This window comes from Bradyrhizobium sp. Leo170, from assembly GCF_004296405.1.
Taxonomy (GTDB): domain Bacteria; phylum Pseudomonadota; class Alphaproteobacteria; order Rhizobiales; family Xanthobacteraceae; genus Bradyrhizobium.
In genome coordinates, this window is record NZ_PSRR01000049.1 from 22326 (window position 1) to 36223 (window position 13898).

General features: G+C 62.2%; 17 protein-coding genes. 11 read left to right on the plus strand and 6 right to left on the minus strand.

Translation table 11 applies throughout. The annotated features are described in order from the left end of the window. Nucleotides 1-108: 108 nt before the first annotated feature. Nucleotides 109-2004 (minus strand): alpha amylase C-terminal domain-containing protein, encoded by a 1896-nt coding sequence (locus CWO89_RS11645; RefSeq protein WP_130578754.1) that lies wholly within the window; start codon nucleotides 2002-2004, stop codon nucleotides 109-111. 217 nt (nucleotides 2005-2221) lie between these two features. On the opposite strand from CWO89_RS11645, the gene CWO89_RS11650 reads away from it, so the two are divergent. From CWO89_RS11650 to CWO89_RS11665, 4 genes are all read left to right on the plus strand, one after another. Further along, nucleotides 2222-2404, plus strand: coding sequence for a hypothetical protein (locus tag CWO89_RS11650; protein ID WP_130578755.1), 183 nt, complete (start codon nucleotides 2222-2224; stop codon nucleotides 2402-2404). 294 nt (nucleotides 2405-2698) lie between these two features. Further along, complete coding sequence (locus CWO89_RS11655; RefSeq protein ID WP_130578756.1) at nucleotides 2699-3154, plus strand: Hsp20 family protein; 456 nt, start codon at nucleotides 2699-2701, stop codon at nucleotides 3152-3154. Between the two features lie 89 nt (nucleotides 3155-3243). Beyond that, entirely contained in the window at nucleotides 3244-3561 is a 318-nt protein-coding gene (locus tag CWO89_RS11660; protein WP_130578757.1) for a hypothetical protein, read from the plus strand. Between the two features lie 24 nt (nucleotides 3562-3585). Beyond that, a complete protein-coding gene (locus tag CWO89_RS11665) occupies nucleotides 3586-3786 on the plus strand; it encodes a hypothetical protein (protein WP_130578758.1) in 201 nt (66 codons plus the stop codon). A 47-nt stretch (nucleotides 3787-3833) separates the two neighbouring features. On the opposite strand, the gene CWO89_RS11670 is transcribed toward CWO89_RS11665, so the two are convergent. Then, nucleotides 3834-4253, minus strand: a complete 420-nt coding sequence (locus tag CWO89_RS11670) for a hypothetical protein (RefSeq protein WP_130578759.1) — start codon at nucleotides 4251-4253, stop codon at nucleotides 3834-3836. A gap of 538 nt (nucleotides 4254-4791) precedes the next feature. Between CWO89_RS11670 and CWO89_RS11675 the strand changes: the two genes are divergently transcribed. After that, entirely contained in the window at nucleotides 4792-5412 is a 621-nt protein-coding gene (locus CWO89_RS11675; protein WP_130578760.1) for a LuxR family transcriptional regulator, read from the plus strand. A 238-nt stretch (nucleotides 5413-5650) separates the two neighbouring features. Here CWO89_RS11675 and CWO89_RS11680 read toward each other — a convergent pair whose 3' ends face one another. The 3 genes from CWO89_RS11680 to CWO89_RS11690 all read right to left on the minus strand — a co-directional run bounded on the left by CWO89_RS11680 (nucleotide 5651) and on the right by CWO89_RS11690 (nucleotide 7771). Then, complete coding sequence (locus tag CWO89_RS11680; RefSeq protein WP_130578761.1) at nucleotides 5651-5899, minus strand: hypothetical protein; 249 nt, start codon at nucleotides 5897-5899, stop codon at nucleotides 5651-5653. A gap of 116 nt (nucleotides 5900-6015) precedes the next feature. Next, nucleotides 6016-6756, minus strand: a complete 741-nt coding sequence (locus CWO89_RS11685; protein WP_130578771.1) for a Crp/Fnr family transcriptional regulator — start codon at nucleotides 6754-6756, stop codon at nucleotides 6016-6018. A gap of 307 nt (nucleotides 6757-7063) precedes the next feature. Further along, nucleotides 7064-7771, minus strand: a complete 708-nt coding sequence (locus CWO89_RS11690) for a Crp/Fnr family transcriptional regulator (RefSeq protein WP_130578762.1) — start codon at nucleotides 7769-7771, stop codon at nucleotides 7064-7066. A gap of 824 nt (nucleotides 7772-8595) precedes the next feature. Here CWO89_RS11690 and CWO89_RS11695 point away from each other — a divergent pair. From CWO89_RS11695 to CWO89_RS11715, 5 genes are all read left to right on the plus strand, one after another. Next, nucleotides 8596-10167, plus strand: a complete 1572-nt coding sequence (locus tag CWO89_RS11695; protein ID WP_130578763.1) for a flagellin N-terminal helical domain-containing protein — start codon at nucleotides 8596-8598, stop codon at nucleotides 10165-10167. A 201-nt stretch (nucleotides 10168-10368) separates the two neighbouring features. Next, entirely contained in the window at nucleotides 10369-10749 is a 381-nt protein-coding gene (gene flbT / locus CWO89_RS11700; protein ID WP_130578764.1) for a flagellar biosynthesis repressor FlbT, read from the plus strand. Between the two features lie 218 nt (nucleotides 10750-10967). Continuing rightward, a complete protein-coding gene (locus CWO89_RS11705) occupies nucleotides 10968-11378 on the plus strand; it encodes a response regulator (protein WP_130578765.1) in 411 nt (136 codons plus the stop codon). 33 nt (nucleotides 11379-11411) lie between these two features. After that, nucleotides 11412-12287, plus strand: coding sequence for a CheR family methyltransferase (locus tag CWO89_RS11710; protein ID WP_130578766.1), 876 nt, complete (start codon nucleotides 11412-11414; stop codon nucleotides 12285-12287). A gap of 2 nt (nucleotides 12288-12289) precedes the next feature. After that, nucleotides 12290-12619 carry a PilZ domain-containing protein gene (locus CWO89_RS11715; RefSeq protein ID WP_130578767.1) on the plus strand — a complete coding sequence of 110 codons (330 nt, stop codon included), beginning with the start codon at nucleotides 12290-12292 and terminating at the stop codon, nucleotides 12617-12619. A gap of 61 nt (nucleotides 12620-12680) precedes the next feature. Here CWO89_RS11715 and CWO89_RS11720 read toward each other — a convergent pair whose 3' ends face one another. Continuing rightward, entirely contained in the window at nucleotides 12681-12998 is a 318-nt protein-coding gene (locus CWO89_RS11720; RefSeq protein WP_245476025.1) for a hypothetical protein, read from the minus strand. 144 nt (nucleotides 12999-13142) lie between these two features. On the opposite strand from CWO89_RS11720, the gene CWO89_RS11725 reads away from it, so the two are divergent. Then, the gene (locus CWO89_RS11725; RefSeq protein ID WP_130578768.1) at nucleotides 13143-13790 is read left to right on the plus strand and encodes a response regulator transcription factor; all 648 of its coding nucleotides are present in this window, start codon (nucleotides 13143-13145) and stop codon (nucleotides 13788-13790) included. Nucleotides 13791-13898 lie beyond the last annotated feature (108 nt).

Here is a 13898-nt window from a genome sequence, read left to right on the forward strand (position 1 = left end):
CTCAGGCTTGTGCCGCGGCGGGACGCGCCGCTCGAACGAGAGCCCTACCATAACGGAACCCGCGCGGGAATGTCATCGCGCAGCGCCCTGAGGAGGCCGCTGACGGTGTCAGCCTCTTGCGAACACCAACAGCCCGTTCGCCGGGATCGTCACTGCGGCGGACGCGGGCAGGCCGTGCAGCGGCGGGCCGTCGGCATGCACGCTGCCATCGCCGGTGACGGTCACCTCACGGTCGTAGATGTCGCTGTTGAACACCTCGCGCCAGCGGCCTTCAGCGGGAAAGCCGATCGCGTAGTTGTGGAACGGGCTTTCGTTCAGGCTGCAGACCACCACGACGTCGCCGCCGTCGCCCTCGACCCAGCGCTGGAACGCCAGCACGCGGTTGTCGTCGTGGACATGGATGACGGCGCAGCCTTCGCCGCGCAGCCCCGGCGTCGTCAGGCGCAGGCCGATCAGGTCGGAGGCAAAGCGCAGGAAGCCGGCCATCACCTCATCGCCGCGGTCGAACGCCGCCCAGTCGATTTCGGTATCCACGCTCGGCGTGTCGCTCCATGGCTTTGACGCCAGCATCTCCTGGCCCATGAACAGCATGGGAATGCCGGGCGCGGTCAGCAAGAGGCCAAGCGCGAAGCGGCTGCGGCTGCGCGCATACCAGGATCTCGGATTGCTGCCGTCGGCGAGCGCCGCGATCCGCTCGTCGCGTCCCATATAGACGATGTCGTGGTTCTCGATTGCGTGCACCGCGCGCCAGCGGTCGCGCAGGCGGATCGCGGCGATCGCGTCTGCGATCGCTGACATCGGCACGCGCGCGCTGGCGCCCTGCGAGGCGCTCGCAATCGCCGCCCGCACGCTGTTGCGGATGCCGTCGCTCCAGGTGGCGTCGAAGCCCGCGCCGCCCTCGCTGCGATCCTTCACGATCCACGCATTGACCGGCCAATATTCGGCGATCTGGATCGCCTCGGGTTTTTGCGCGCGCAAGGTCGAGGTGAGGTCCTGGCAGGTGGTCCAGCCGCCAAAGCGGTCGATCACGCTGACTTCGTCGAAACGGAAGCCGTCGATCCGATACTCCTCATAGAGGAACGTGGCGTTGTCGATCAGGAACTGTTTGACGCCATCGTTCCAGAACGCGAACACCAAGCCGCCCGCCCAGCCCTGGTCGGTGAAATAGAGGCTGTTGTTGTTGTCGCCGGGCACCTCGCGGTCGAGGAACCACAAGCTCTTGTCATCGAACCCGCCGCCGGCGTGGTTGTAGACGACGTCGAAGATCACAGCGATGCCATGGACATGGCAGACGTCGATCAGCGCGCGGAGCTGGTCGTCGCTGTGCCTGAGAGTGTCGACGCCGGCATAGGGCGCGTGGCCGGCCGCCTGGAGGATCGCGTTGGTGCGATCCACGTAGCGGCTGAGCTTTGCCTCGTTGGCCTCGGCATATTGGTTCTCCGGGCTATAGAGATCGACGCCGTTATAGCCCATGCTGAACGTGGTCGGGAATTCCTGGATCGGTAGCAGCTCGATGGCGTTGACGCCGAGCGCGGCCAGGTGCGGCACGCGCTCGATCACGTCGAAGAACTTGCCATCCGTGTTTTCCGGATGCGGTGCGAACGTCCCGACGTGAAGCTGGTAGACGATCAGGTCGCTGAATGCCGGCGGCACGAAGCGCTCGAGGTGCCAGGGAAATCGCCCGGCATCGCGCAGCACGGAATGGCAGGCAGGGAAGGACGGCTGGACGCTCAACAGCCGCGCCCGCGGATCGCGCTTGAAGCCGGACGAGCCGACGCCCTCGACATAGAACAGGTAAGCGTCGCCGTCCTTCAGGCCAGGCACGAAGCTCGCCCAGTGCCCGCCGCCGATCTCCGACATCAGCGAACCGGCATCCTGCCTCCAATCGTTGAAGTCGCCGGAGACATGGACCGCGCTGGCCCGCGGCGCCCAGACCCGGAATGTCGCCCCGCCGGGCACGAGCGTGCCGCCCATCGGAGCGCGGTTGAGGTCCGGCCCAGGCATCTGTCTTCCCCCTGAACGCGTGGCGCCGGAAGAATGAGCCCGGCGGCTGCGGCCGGCAAGATTGTCGCCCACCATTATTACGCGGATGCGAAAGCGGGAGCCTCGGCTGGACCGGGACTGCTGCTCTTTGCGGAAAAGAACGGAGAAGGGATAACGCGCGGAACCAAGGGGCGGTCCGGCGACTTATCCGCGCAGGCTCTCATCGAGGCTCAAGAAAATGAAGCTGCTGCAGCGTCTCTCCCGGCTGTTCTGGCGGCGCCGGGAGTTGCGCCAACCGCCCGTCTTTCCGCAACCCACCATCGATGCCGACGAATTCACCCGGCTCTTATGCAGCCGGCGGGTCGAAGATTTGAAAACGCTGGCGAAGAAGCTGAGCCAGCAGCCGAGGGCCCACGCCTGAGGCCTTGGTCCGTCGCCTCTCCCTGGCTGCGCTTCCCGCTAACGGGGGCGCAGCGGGCCCGTTGTTTGTCGTCACTACGATATCGCGGTGAGTGCCACTATTTCGGCCTGATCCCCTCGCGTCGAGGGTACCAAAATTTTTTCGCGACCCCCCTTGAAACTGGATCGGCCTTTTCCAAGATTTTTTTCGCCATCCGGTGGATGGCGTCCGAGCGCCTGATGGGCCCGGACTAGGACGGGCACCGGTAGTGTCCGGTGCCGCTCGTATCCAACTTGCTCATTGGAGGATTTGGTTATGCGCAGCTACGACTTTGCTCCCCTGTGGCGTTCGACCATCGGGTTCGACCGCCTGTTCGACCTCGTCGATGCCGCGGCCCGCGCCGGCGAGGACAACTACCCGCCCTACAACATCGAACGGCTCGGCGAAGATCGCTACCAAATATCGCTTGTGCTCGCGGGCTTCTCGCCCGACGAGATCTCGGTGACGGCCGAGAGCAACGTGGTCACGATTGAAGGCTGCAAGTCCGACAAGGCCGAACGCGAATACCTCTATCGCGGTATCTCGGCGCGGCCGTTCAAGCGGCATTTCAATCTCGCCGACTACGTGCGGGTGAAGAGCGCCGCGTTCGACAACGGACTACTGAAAATCGAGCTGGTCCGCGAGGTGCCCGAGGCCATGAAGCCGCGGCGGATCGCCATTGATGGCGCTCCCGCGAGCAGCGTGCAGCAACTCGAAGCAAAAGCGGCGTAACGTCGTCGGCACGGCGATGCGCACCCCGCCCGGTCCAAGTGCCGGGCGGGACGGTTGAAACTTGTCTGACAAGCATTGGGAGCAACCAAATGATCGATCACACTGACAATGTCGTCGATTTGAATGTCATCCTGCGCCCCGCCTCGGCTTACGACCATCCGCGCGACGTGTTGGCGGATGCGCGGCTGTCGACGGCGGAAAAGCGCGCCGTGCTGGCCTCATGGGCGTCGGACGCGGCCGCAGTTTCGTCCAGTCCGGCATTGCGTGAACTTCCCGGCGCCAAGTGTGCCGTCAGCGTCGATGAGGTGCTTGAAGCGCTGTCGGCGCTCGACCCCGATCCCTCGGGATCGCCGGGCGGCAAGCCGTACCGGCGGAAATCGACCTCGCGCGTCGCGCTGGCGGCGTAGAGCACATCAGGAGCCGGGGAGATCATGTTCCGGGTATTTGCGAGGAATGGTGCAGGCGGCGTCTCCGTCATCCTCGCAACGGCGGCATCGGCGCTGGGAAAGGTGGAGGAGTTTCGCGACGACGGATTTCGCATGGTCTCGGTGCTCGATGGATCCGGAGCGACGATCAGCGAAGCCGAGCTGACTGCCATGGCGCAAGCCGAGGGCGAGGGCGCCTTGCCATGAGGCATGGCGCCTTCACCCGCGCCATGCCAAAACGGCCGATCGATGCCCTACTGCGCTTTCTCGTGTGCGGCCATGCCGACCGCCTTGTAATCGTAGGTCGGATAGAATTCGGTGCGATAGGCGCCCCAGGCCTTGTCCTCGAGCACGCGATTGACCTCGCGCAGCCGCGATGCCGGCAGCCGCAGCGTCACCACTTGGCCGATGCCCATCATCACGTACCAGCTCACGACCTCGACGCCCGCGGGCGGAAAGGCCTTGTAGTAGCCCTGCTTCTCGAGCTGTGCGTTGAGTTCGCTGAGCGGGCGCGACTGATCGTGCTTCAGGAACACCGTGATCATCACCGCATTGTCGGCCGTCGGCGGCGCCGTGCCCTCCGCGGGCGCGGTCTGCGCAGTCGCGGCCGATGCGAACGCCAAGGCGCAAGCAAGTGTCGCCATCGCAAGCCATGATCCGGTTACTCGCGCCATCGCGGTCTCCCTTCATCGTTGTGAAGATTGAGATCACGATCATTGCGGTGCCGGTGAAGGCTGTAAATCGCAAACCCCGGTGCGAGGCGCGCGCATCGATCACAAATCATGCAGCAATGCCCTGCAACGGGTTGACTTCTCGCGCACACATCACTCCGGCCCCATGTTCGTGTCATGTCAGCGCAAGCGCCGCGTGATCGTCGTCAGGCCCGCATAAGCGTTCTCTGGAAAACTCTCGAACTCGCGCATCGATGATGCGGTTTCCATTCGCGTCATCGGTGATTCGCTGCGCGTTCGGGAACCGCCACATGGAACTCACAAATATGCTTGTGAAATTACGCCATTCCGCCACAATTTCGGTATTTTCCCGATGAGTAGAAATACTGAGATTTGCCACATTCCTGCGAGAATTGTTGCAAACTCTAGGCGCGTCTGCCTCTATTTCCTTGTGAGCTGGCAACACATGGTCGCGTTCTCAGTATTCCTACTGAGTGCCGAGTTAACGCGGGAACAGCCTTAGGGTCGCTAGATCGGTCGCATGACACAGCACGAGCATCGAGCCGACGGCTCACATCTGTCGAAGTGGATGGAAGACCGCGCCCCATTCGAGAGCAATCGTGAGATTGTGGAACTCGCTGCACAGCGTGCGCGCGCGACGGAAGAGGCGGGCGCTGCGATCGCGCGTCAGTTCAACGGTCCGATGACGGCGCTCCTGCTCTACATGAACGAGATCAAGCAGCACAGTCATCAGTTCGCGCATTCGCCGGCAGCCCGAATCTACCTGCAGCAGGTGGTCGAGAACGCCCTGCAGCAGACCGAGCGCGTCTGCGCGATGCTGAAGCAGATTTCGGAGATTCATCCGGGATCCGCTCCCGTCATCGATCAGAAGGCCGGATGGGACAATCCGCCCGCGCACATCAAGGACGAAAGCCGGCCGCCAAAGGTGACGGTTACATCCAAGGCCGGCCAGAAGCCGCTCACCAGGCGCGAGCGCGAGGTGCTCCGTCTCATCAGCGAGGGCTATTCGAACAAGCAGGGCGCGCTGCACATGAAGATCAGCCCGCGGACATTCGAAAGCCATCGCGCCGAAGCGATGCGCAAGCTCGGCGCGCGCAACACCGCCGAGCTCGTCCGCAAGGCGCTGATGCAGTCGTCCTGATCTGTCGAGCGCGATGGATTGGATGGCAGCCAGAGGCGGCAACGCACGCCGCAGGCGGGGGCAGTGAAGCGTTATAAAGCACGACGCACTTGCGCGGAGCTTGCGCTTAAGCAAATAACGATTCGATTCAAATTGATAGCATCGTAGCCCGCGTGAAGCGCCAGCGTAACCCGGGGCCGCGGTCGACACCTGCGTGAATCTCCCGGGTTACGCGTTCGCTCCACCCGGGCTACGTCGTTCAGAGGTAATCTTCCGCGAAGGTGCGGATGCGCGGGGCTGACCGCAGGTTCGCAGTGGCGGGCTTCGGCGTCTCCGGGATGATCGTGATGGTCCAGGCCGCCGGAACGCTCGACTTGTTTTCCACGATGGATCGAACGTGACCTGTGACCGTCGCGCCGGCCGAACGTGCGGTCACGGTCCTGCCGTTGAACTGTGCGATACGAAAACGCCTGGCTTCCTTCTGGTCCGTCGTTTCGAACGTGAACATGTCACCTCTCCCGTGTTCACGTCGATTATCGCCGGTTAAGCTTAGCCGTCCGTGAAAATTGAGAGCCGTAGAAGTACGGCCGGGTTTCCACCCGGAAAGCAAGCGCGCGGTTGCGCTTATGGCGTAACCGATTCACACCCCTGAATCAGGCGGGTGTATTGGGCTTTCACCGTCGCGTAGCATTCGCAAGAGGTCTTCATCAGGCCGTCGAGATTGGTGATCTCGATATGGCCTCGGCTGTAGTGGATGAAATCCGCCTGCTGAAGCGTGTGCGCGACCAGCGAGACGCTGTTGCGGCGCGCGCCGATCATCTGCGCCATTGCTTCCTGCGTCAGCACGATCTTGTCGCTTCCGGACAGGTCGCGAGTGTGCAGGAGGCATCGTGCGAGCCGCGATTCCACGGTGTGCGAAGCGTTGCAGCCGGCGGTCTGCTGGACCTGCGCATCGACCGCAAGTCCGTGCCGCGCCAGCGCGTAGCGCAGCGTCGCGCTCTGGTCGGCGGCGAAGCGAAGCTGCTCGAGGTCGATGGTCGAAGCGATGCCGGGCACCACCACCACCGCGCTGTTCAGTGCGGTCGCGTCCCCCAGCGCGGCGAACGCGCCGAAGATGCTGTCGCGCCCGACCAAGGCGATCTGCACGTGCTCGCCGCGCCCGACCTTCACGACCAGGGAAATCGCACCCTTGTGCGGCAGGTAGGCACGCTTGACTATTTCGCCGGCCTCGACGAGGACCATGTCCTGGATGAGATCGACTGTGCGCAGCTGCGGGCGGATCAGTTCGAAATCGGATGCCGATAGTGCGGACAAGAATCCGTTTAGCGGACGAGGAACCGAATCCAAAGCAGTCTCCTGCCTCATTGCTAGCGTGTATCTCGGCCTGGCAGCCGACACACGCTGCCCGAGTTGCAAGATGGCCTTGCCGCGCATCGCGGGCAAGGAAAACCTGTCCATTTGACGGATGTCGTTTGATACTCGCCGGCGACTGTGGCCTCAGCGACGCAGGTTCCGCTGCTCAGAGCGTTTTCGAGCGCAGTGGACACCGGTTCGCATAGCAATCATGTTTACGCAGACTGCGTAGACCTATCTGCGCAGAAAACGCGTCAAAATAAGAATCTAGAGCTTCGGTTCTGATTCCATCAGAACCGAAAATGCTTTAGAGGGCTTCTCATTCCGTCTTGAGCAGTCGACCGCATTGCGTCCTCACCGCGGTGTAGCACTCGCAGGCGGCTTTCTGCAGACCTTCGAGATCGATGATTTCGATATTCCCGCGGCTATAGCGGATCAGGCCGGCCTCCTGGAATGCGTGTGCCACGATCGAAATGGCATTGCGCCGAACGCCGAGCAGCTGTGACAGACATTCCTGGGTCAACGGGAGTGGTTCTCCGCCGCACAACTCTCGCGTGTGCAGCAGCCAGCGCGACAGCCGGGATTCGACCGTGTGAGATGCATGACATGTCGCGGCCTGCTGGGCCTGCACCGACAGCGCCTGCTGGTGCCTGACCAGAACTTGCCGCAGAGCGCTGCTTGCCTCCATCGCGGCGCGCAGCCGATCGGTTGCGAGAACCGAGGCGATGCCGGGTATGATGACGACGGCGTCCGCCAGCGATGGTCCGTCATGGAGCACGGCAGTGCCGCCGACAATGCTGTCGCGTCCAATCTTGGCGACTTCGACGGTCTCACCTTCCGCGAAGCCGACGATCAGTGAAACCACGCCGCTATGCGGCAGATAGACATCGCCGATCGGGGCACCGGCCTCGAACAGCACGGTATCTTTCGTCAGTTCGACGATTGCGAGATGCGGCCGCAGCAACTCGAATTCCGCCGCTGGCAGAGTCTGCAACAGATGATTGGACGGACGCGATGATCCAGACATTCCCTCTCCTGCCGAAAGGCGGGAGCTCACGGTCTCGCGTCACCTACTCATGGCATGTCGGATAACGCGAAGAATAGCTTTCCCTCAAGATTGCACAAGAGCTACACGCGAGAGACTATACACCTTACCGGGCAGACAGACGTTTTCGTTTGCGACCGAACAAAAAATCGCGCGCTGATTCGCGCGAGGAAGCTGCGCTGAGGATGTCGACGCCGCGGGACAAGCGATCAACGGCGGACGGCTGTGCGAATGGTGGCACCGTGTGTATGCGAAATACCACGCGCACGATTGAAAGGAACTTGTTAGCGCGTTTTCGAGCGAAGTGGACACCGGTTCGCGTGAAGAAAACGCGTCAAAACAAGAATCTAGAGCTTCGGTTCTGATTCAATCAGAACTGAAAATGCTCTAGCGCAACGTGGCTGTCTTCTCCGACGAGACAAGCACGAAACATTCCTACAGAATTCGAAAAGAAAGCCGCGCGACGACGATTTGAATCAAAGTCTTGGCGCGACGCTCTCTCGATCGCGGTGAAGAGCACAAATCCATCACACTCGCTTTGTCTGTCGACGACGAGATTTGCCTGCCGCGTGCGATCCGCAATCGCAATCCATCGTGCGTGCTGCTGTTTCGATCTGCGCATTCACACTTGCGATTATCTCAGTAGAACTACTGAGAAATGCGTCTGCGCGTGGAGTTTCTGGGTATTTGTACTGAGGAGCGATTTAACGAACGGGTAGCGCCGCCGGAACAGTGTGGCACGGTCGCCGGAGTGAAATTTCCGGCGGCTGCGTCAATCGTGTGTTCATCCAGAAGGGTATCAAACTATGTCCGGCATTATTCTTTCGTCTTCGGTTCGCCAGAACCTGCTCTCGCTGCAGTCGACCGCTGATCTACTCGCCACCACGCAGAGCCACCTTTCGACTGGCAAGAAGGTCAACTCGGCCCTCGACAATCCCACCAACTATTTCACCGCCGCCTCGCTCGACAACCGCGCCAGCGACATCAACAACCTGCTCGATGGCATCGGCAATGGCGTGCAGGTGCTGCAGGCCGCCAACACCGGCATCACCTCGCTGCAGAAGCTGGTCGACAGCGCCAAGTCGATCGCCAACCAGGCGCTGCAGGCGACCTCGGGCTATTCGTCCAAGTCGACCGCCACGTCGGCGGCCGTAACCGGCGCGACTGCCACGAACCTGCTCGGCGATGCAGACACGGCTGCGACCGTATCGGGCACTGCGGTGGCCAACCTGGCTGGTACGGAAACGCTGGCGGCTGCCGGTTTCGCGAATAACGACTCCTTTACCGTCAATGGCAAGACGATCAGTTTCGTGACGGGCGCCGCGGCCGATGCTGCATCCACAACCGATGCCACCACCGGCAACGTGACGATCAGCCTGTCGTCGACCACCGGCGGCAAGGTCAGCGACGTCCTTGCGGCGATCGACGGCATCACTGGAGGCACATCGTCGATCAGCGCGGGCAACGTTCTGACCATCAGCAACGCCGCCACCGACAAGACCAACAGCATCACCCTCGGTGGAACCGGCACCGTCCTCGCCAAGCTCGGCCTGACGACAGGTGAGACCAAGCCGACCAATACCAAGAATAATCAGGTCCTCAGCATCGATGCGATCGGCAGCAAGGCGGCTCAGACCATCACCATCGGAACCGGCGCCGGTGCGGTGAATACCCTGGACGACCTGAACAAGAAGCTCGCAGACAGCAACCTGACGGCTTCGATCTCCAGCGATGGCAAGCTGAGCATCACGACTGCGAACGACGATGCGTCGGTTGATCTGACTGGCAAGATCACCGGCAGCGCCACGGGTGCCAGCGGCCTGCTCGGGACCCTCACCACGACCGCACCTGTCAAGGACATCAACGCGCAGAACACCCGCGCGGATCTGGTCCGCCAGTACAATATTGTGATCGACCAGATCAAGACGACGGCGCAGGATGCCTCCTTCAACGGCATCAACCTGCTGAACGGCGACCAGCTCAAGCTGGTGTTCAACGAAACCGGCAAGTCGTCGCTGACGATCAACGGCGTGACCGACGATCCGGGCGGCCTCGGCTTGGCGGCGCTGACTTCCGGGACCGACTTCATCGACAACGACAGCACCCAAAAGGTTCTCACTTCGCTGAACAACGCGTCGAGCACGCTGCGTTCGCAGGCGTCGGCCTTCGGCTCGAACCTGTCGGTCGTGCAGATCCGTCAGGACTTCTCCAAGAACCTGATCAACGTGCTGCAGACCGGCTCGTCCAACCTGACGCTGGCCGACACCAACGAGGAAGCGGCCAACAGCCAGGCGCTGTCGACCCGCCAGTCGATCGCGGTGTCCGCGCTGGCGCTCGCCAACCAGAGCCAGCAGAGCGTGCTCCAGCTCCTCCGCTGAGCGCTGCGACGAAACCGAACACGGAAGCGGCGGAGGCAACTCCGCCGCTTTCGGACCGACGAATTGCGAGACCGGATGGCGGCGTGCCCAACGCCGGTTTGCGCGACGAAGATTTCGAAGATCGAGGGCGAGCAAACGCCCAGGTCTTTATCTAGAAAAGCCGTTGCCTAGAAAAGCCGTTGCCTAGAAAAGGAGACGATCATGCCGTTACGCGTCGAGCTGAAGCCGTTTGAACGGATCGTCATCGGCGAGACCGTGCTGATCAACTCCGGCACCCGCACTTCCTTCCTGATCGACGGCGAAGCGCCGATCCTGCGTGAACGGGACACCGTGACCGCGGAGACCGCCAACACCCCGGCGAGGCGGCTCTATCATTGCGTCCAGACCATGTACCTGAAGAACGAGGTCCAGCGTTATCGGACCGCCTATCTCGGCTTCGCCAAGGAGCTGCGGGAGGCCGACGCCAGCACGGGCGAGGCGCTCGATCTGGTTAACCGTCATGTGGCGGATGGCGCGCTTTACAAGGCGCTCAAGGAAATCCGCAAGCTGATGCAGCGCGAGCAGCAGCGCGCCGCGGCCTGAGCCTGCCGGCCCGCCCTCGCACGCGAAAACTCCAACGAATTCATTGCCTTCGTGCCGGTACGCGGCAGCGATCGATTCCGAGGCGTTCGGCATCGGCCGCGCCGCACGGTATCAACATGCCATCCGTATTCGCACGGACGGTAAAATTAAGTGGTTGTGAGCCGCCAAGGCCTATCGATTGACCAGCATCTACAAGAACAATCGAGAGGCGAATTCAGATGGACGATCCCCGTGTCGGCGAGCAGGCGCGGACCTGCCTTGTCGTCGATGATTCCAGCGTGGTGCGGAAAATCGCGCGCCGCTTCCTGGAAGAACTCAATTTCCAGATCATCGAGGCCGAGAACGGCGAGCGGGCACTGGACGCCTGCCGGCGCGCCATGCCCGCAGCGGTGCTGCTCGACTGGAACATGCCGGTGATGGACGGCCATGAATTCCTGCTCCATCTGCGCCGGCTGCCCGGCGGTGACCTGCCCAGGGTCGTGTTCTGCACGACCGAGAACAACATCGATCACATCTCGCGCGCGCTCGAGGCGGGCGCCGACGAATACATCATGAAGCCGTTCGACAAGGACATCATCGCCGCCAAGTTCCACGCAGTCGGCCTGATCGCAGCCTCGATGCCCGCCTGATCGTTCGAAAATCCCTTGCGCTGAGAGGCCGCCGTGAACGCTTCCGACTACGAGTATCTGCGTAAATTGCTCAAGGACCATTCCGGTCTCGACCTGTCCGCGGACAAGCAATATCTGATCGAAAGCCGCCTGCTGCCGCTGTCGCGCAAATGCGGCCTCTCCGGTATCGACAATCTCGTGCAGAAGATGAGGGGCGGATCGGCCCGCCATATCGCGCAGGCGGTCGAGGCCATGACCACCAACGAGACCTTCTTCTTCCGCGACAAGGCGCCGTTCGATCATTTCCGCGATACGATCATCCCGGAGCTGTTGAAGGCGCGGGCGGGCCGCAGGACGATCCGGATCTGGTGCGCCGCCGGCTCGACCGGGCAGGAGCCCTATTCGCTGGCGATGTGCCTGAAGGAGATGAGCGCGCAGCTTGCGGGCTGGCGCACCGAGATCCTCGCGACCGATCTGTCGCAGGAAGTGCTGGAGAAATCCAAGGCCGGAATCTACAGCCAGTTCGAGGTGCAGCGCGGCCTGCCGATCCAATTGCTGGTCAAGTATTTCAAGCAGAACGGCGAGATCTGGCAGGTCAATGCCGACATCCGCGCGATGGTGCAGCACCGGCAGCTCAACCTGCTGCACGACTTCTCGCAGCTCGGCACTTTCGACGTCATCTTCTGCCGCAACGTCCTGATCTATTTCGACCAGGACACCAAGATCAACGTCTTCAACCGCCTCGCCAGGTCCCTCGAGACAGACGGCTTCCTGGTGCTCGGCGCGGCCGAAACCGTCGTCGGCCTGACCGACGTCTTCAAACCCTGTCCTGAAAAGCGCGGCCTCTATCGGCCGACCGGCACGCGTCCCGCGGTCGCCCCGATGGCGGCTGCCGCGATGCCCAGGATGGCCGCGATCGGAGGACGCTGACGATGAAGGAGACCAGCAGGGCAGCGGAGCGGGTGACATTCAGTCGCGGCTATGAGGTGTGCATCATGGCCATCGATGGAACCTGGCGGCGCAATTGCGTGCTCAACGCCATCTCCGAGAATGACGCGGCGCTGAATGTCGAAGGCTCGATCCAGGGCCTTAATCTTAAGGAGTTCTTCCTGCTGCTGTCCTCGACCGGGCTTGCCTACCGCCGCTGCGAACTGGTCCGCGTCAACGGCACCGAGATGGACATCCAGTTCATCCGGGGCAGGCCTGTGAAGAAGCGCGTCGCCGCAGCGGAGGGAACTGAAAGCCGCAAGACCTCGAGCTAGAGCGTTTTCGAGCGAAGTGGACACCGGTTCGCGTGAAGAAAACGCGTCAAAACAAGAATCTCTAGTTCAGGCGGTGCTCCATTGCCTTGGCCTCGAGCAGGAACTCGAGGGCCGCGCCAAGGCCGGCGTCGCATGCCTTCAGCACCGCCCCCGCTTTGGCGTAGCGGGGCGTGACGTCATCAAGCACGATAATGCCGGTGTCGGCGGCGTCAGTGGAAGCAGGCGAGGTTTCGCAGGCGATCGCGCTCTCAATCCGCAACAGGCTCGCCTGCACCTGCCCGATCAGACACATCAGGTCCGAGACGATTGATTGATAGGCGTCGTTTCCGTCGACGGCCTCAATGACGATATCGCTTTTTGCAGCTTTCTGCATGCGCATTCTCCACGGTGGCCTATCTTTAGGGACCCCGGTGCTACTTGTGCGTTAAGCCGTCGTCCCGTACAAATACGGGCCAGTTCGGTGCGATGTCGATTGGAGCCATTGTTCGGTTTGCAGGTTTCACCACTCAGGGACGAATGACCTATGGCTGAGAGTGCCCCCTCCCGCGGGGAGATTTTCGTAGTCGACGACGATCCCGCCGTCCGCGACACGCTTTCGATGGTCCTGTCCGCAGCCGGCTATCAGGTGATCTGTTTTGCCGACGGCGCGGCGCTGTTGTCGGTCGCGCGAACCAGGACGCCGGCCTGCATCCTGCTCGACGTGCACATCCCCGGCAAATCCGGCCTCGATATTCTAAGGGAACTGCACGGCGAGGATTATCCGGCGCCGATCTTCATGATCTCGGGACAGGGCGACATCGCGATGGCCGTCAGCGCCATCAAGAACGGCGCGCTTGACTTCATCGAGAAACCGTTCCGCGGCAGCGAAATCGTCGCCCGCCTCGATGAGGCGATCGGCGCCTATACGCGGCGGCAGGCCGACAGTTCCGCATCGCGGATCGCGACGCTGCATTTTCCGGGACGCGAGCCATTGACGCGGCGTGAGCGCGAGGTGCTGGAACAATTCACGGCGGGCGCTTCCAACAAGGAAGCAGGACGTCACCTCGGCATCAGCCCGCGCACGATCGAAGACCATCGCGCCAACATCATGAAGAAGCTCGGCGCCAGGAACGCCGCCGACCTCGTGCGCATCGTGATGACCGCGCAGCAGCAGCAACAGCGCTCGGCCTAATTCGCCGTCCCGGCCTTGAGCCGGGACCCATAACCACAAATGTTGGTTGCGGCGCGAACGGGCGGCCACAGCGTTTTACATCACATATGCCTGTGGTTGATGGGGTGG

Coding starts and splice junctions, on each gene's coding strand:
- CWO89_RS11645 (WP_130578754.1), bottom strand. CDS start 2,004: ATGCCTGGGCCGGACCTCAACCGCGCTCCGATGGGCGGCACGCTCGTG.
- CWO89_RS11650 (WP_130578755.1), top strand. CDS start 2,222: ATGAAGCTGCTGCAGCGTCTCTCCCGGCTGTTCTGGCGGCGCCGGGAG.
- CWO89_RS11655 (WP_130578756.1), top strand. CDS start 2,699: ATGCGCAGCTACGACTTTGCTCCCCTGTGGCGTTCGACCATCGGGTTC.
- CWO89_RS11660 (WP_130578757.1), top strand. CDS start 3,244: ATGATCGATCACACTGACAATGTCGTCGATTTGAATGTCATCCTGCGC.
- CWO89_RS11665 (WP_130578758.1), top strand. CDS start 3,586: ATGTTCCGGGTATTTGCGAGGAATGGTGCAGGCGGCGTCTCCGTCATC.
- CWO89_RS11670 (WP_130578759.1), bottom strand. CDS start 4,253: ATGGCGCGAGTAACCGGATCATGGCTTGCGATGGCGACACTTGCTTGC.
- CWO89_RS11675 (WP_130578760.1), top strand. CDS start 4,792: ATGACACAGCACGAGCATCGAGCCGACGGCTCACATCTGTCGAAGTGG.
- CWO89_RS11680 (WP_130578761.1), bottom strand. CDS start 5,899: ATGTTCACGTTCGAAACGACGGACCAGAAGGAAGCCAGGCGTTTTCGT.
- CWO89_RS11685 (WP_130578771.1), bottom strand. CDS start 6,756: ATGAGGCAGGAGACTGCTTTGGATTCGGTTCCTCGTCCGCTAAACGGA.
- CWO89_RS11690 (WP_130578762.1), bottom strand. CDS start 7,771: ATGTCTGGATCATCGCGTCCGTCCAATCATCTGTTGCAGACTCTGCCA.
- CWO89_RS11695 (WP_130578763.1), top strand. CDS start 8,596: ATGTCCGGCATTATTCTTTCGTCTTCGGTTCGCCAGAACCTGCTCTCG.
- flbT (WP_130578764.1), top strand. CDS start 10,369: ATGCCGTTACGCGTCGAGCTGAAGCCGTTTGAACGGATCGTCATCGGC.
- CWO89_RS11705 (WP_130578765.1), top strand. CDS start 10,968: ATGGACGATCCCCGTGTCGGCGAGCAGGCGCGGACCTGCCTTGTCGTC.
- CWO89_RS11715 (WP_130578767.1), top strand. CDS start 12,290: ATGAAGGAGACCAGCAGGGCAGCGGAGCGGGTGACATTCAGTCGCGGC.
- CWO89_RS11720 (WP_245476025.1), bottom strand. CDS start 12,998: ATGCGCATGCAGAAAGCTGCAAAAAGCGATATCGTCATTGAGGCCGTC.
- CWO89_RS11725 (WP_130578768.1), top strand. CDS start 13,143: ATGGCTGAGAGTGCCCCCTCCCGCGGGGAGATTTTCGTAGTCGACGAC.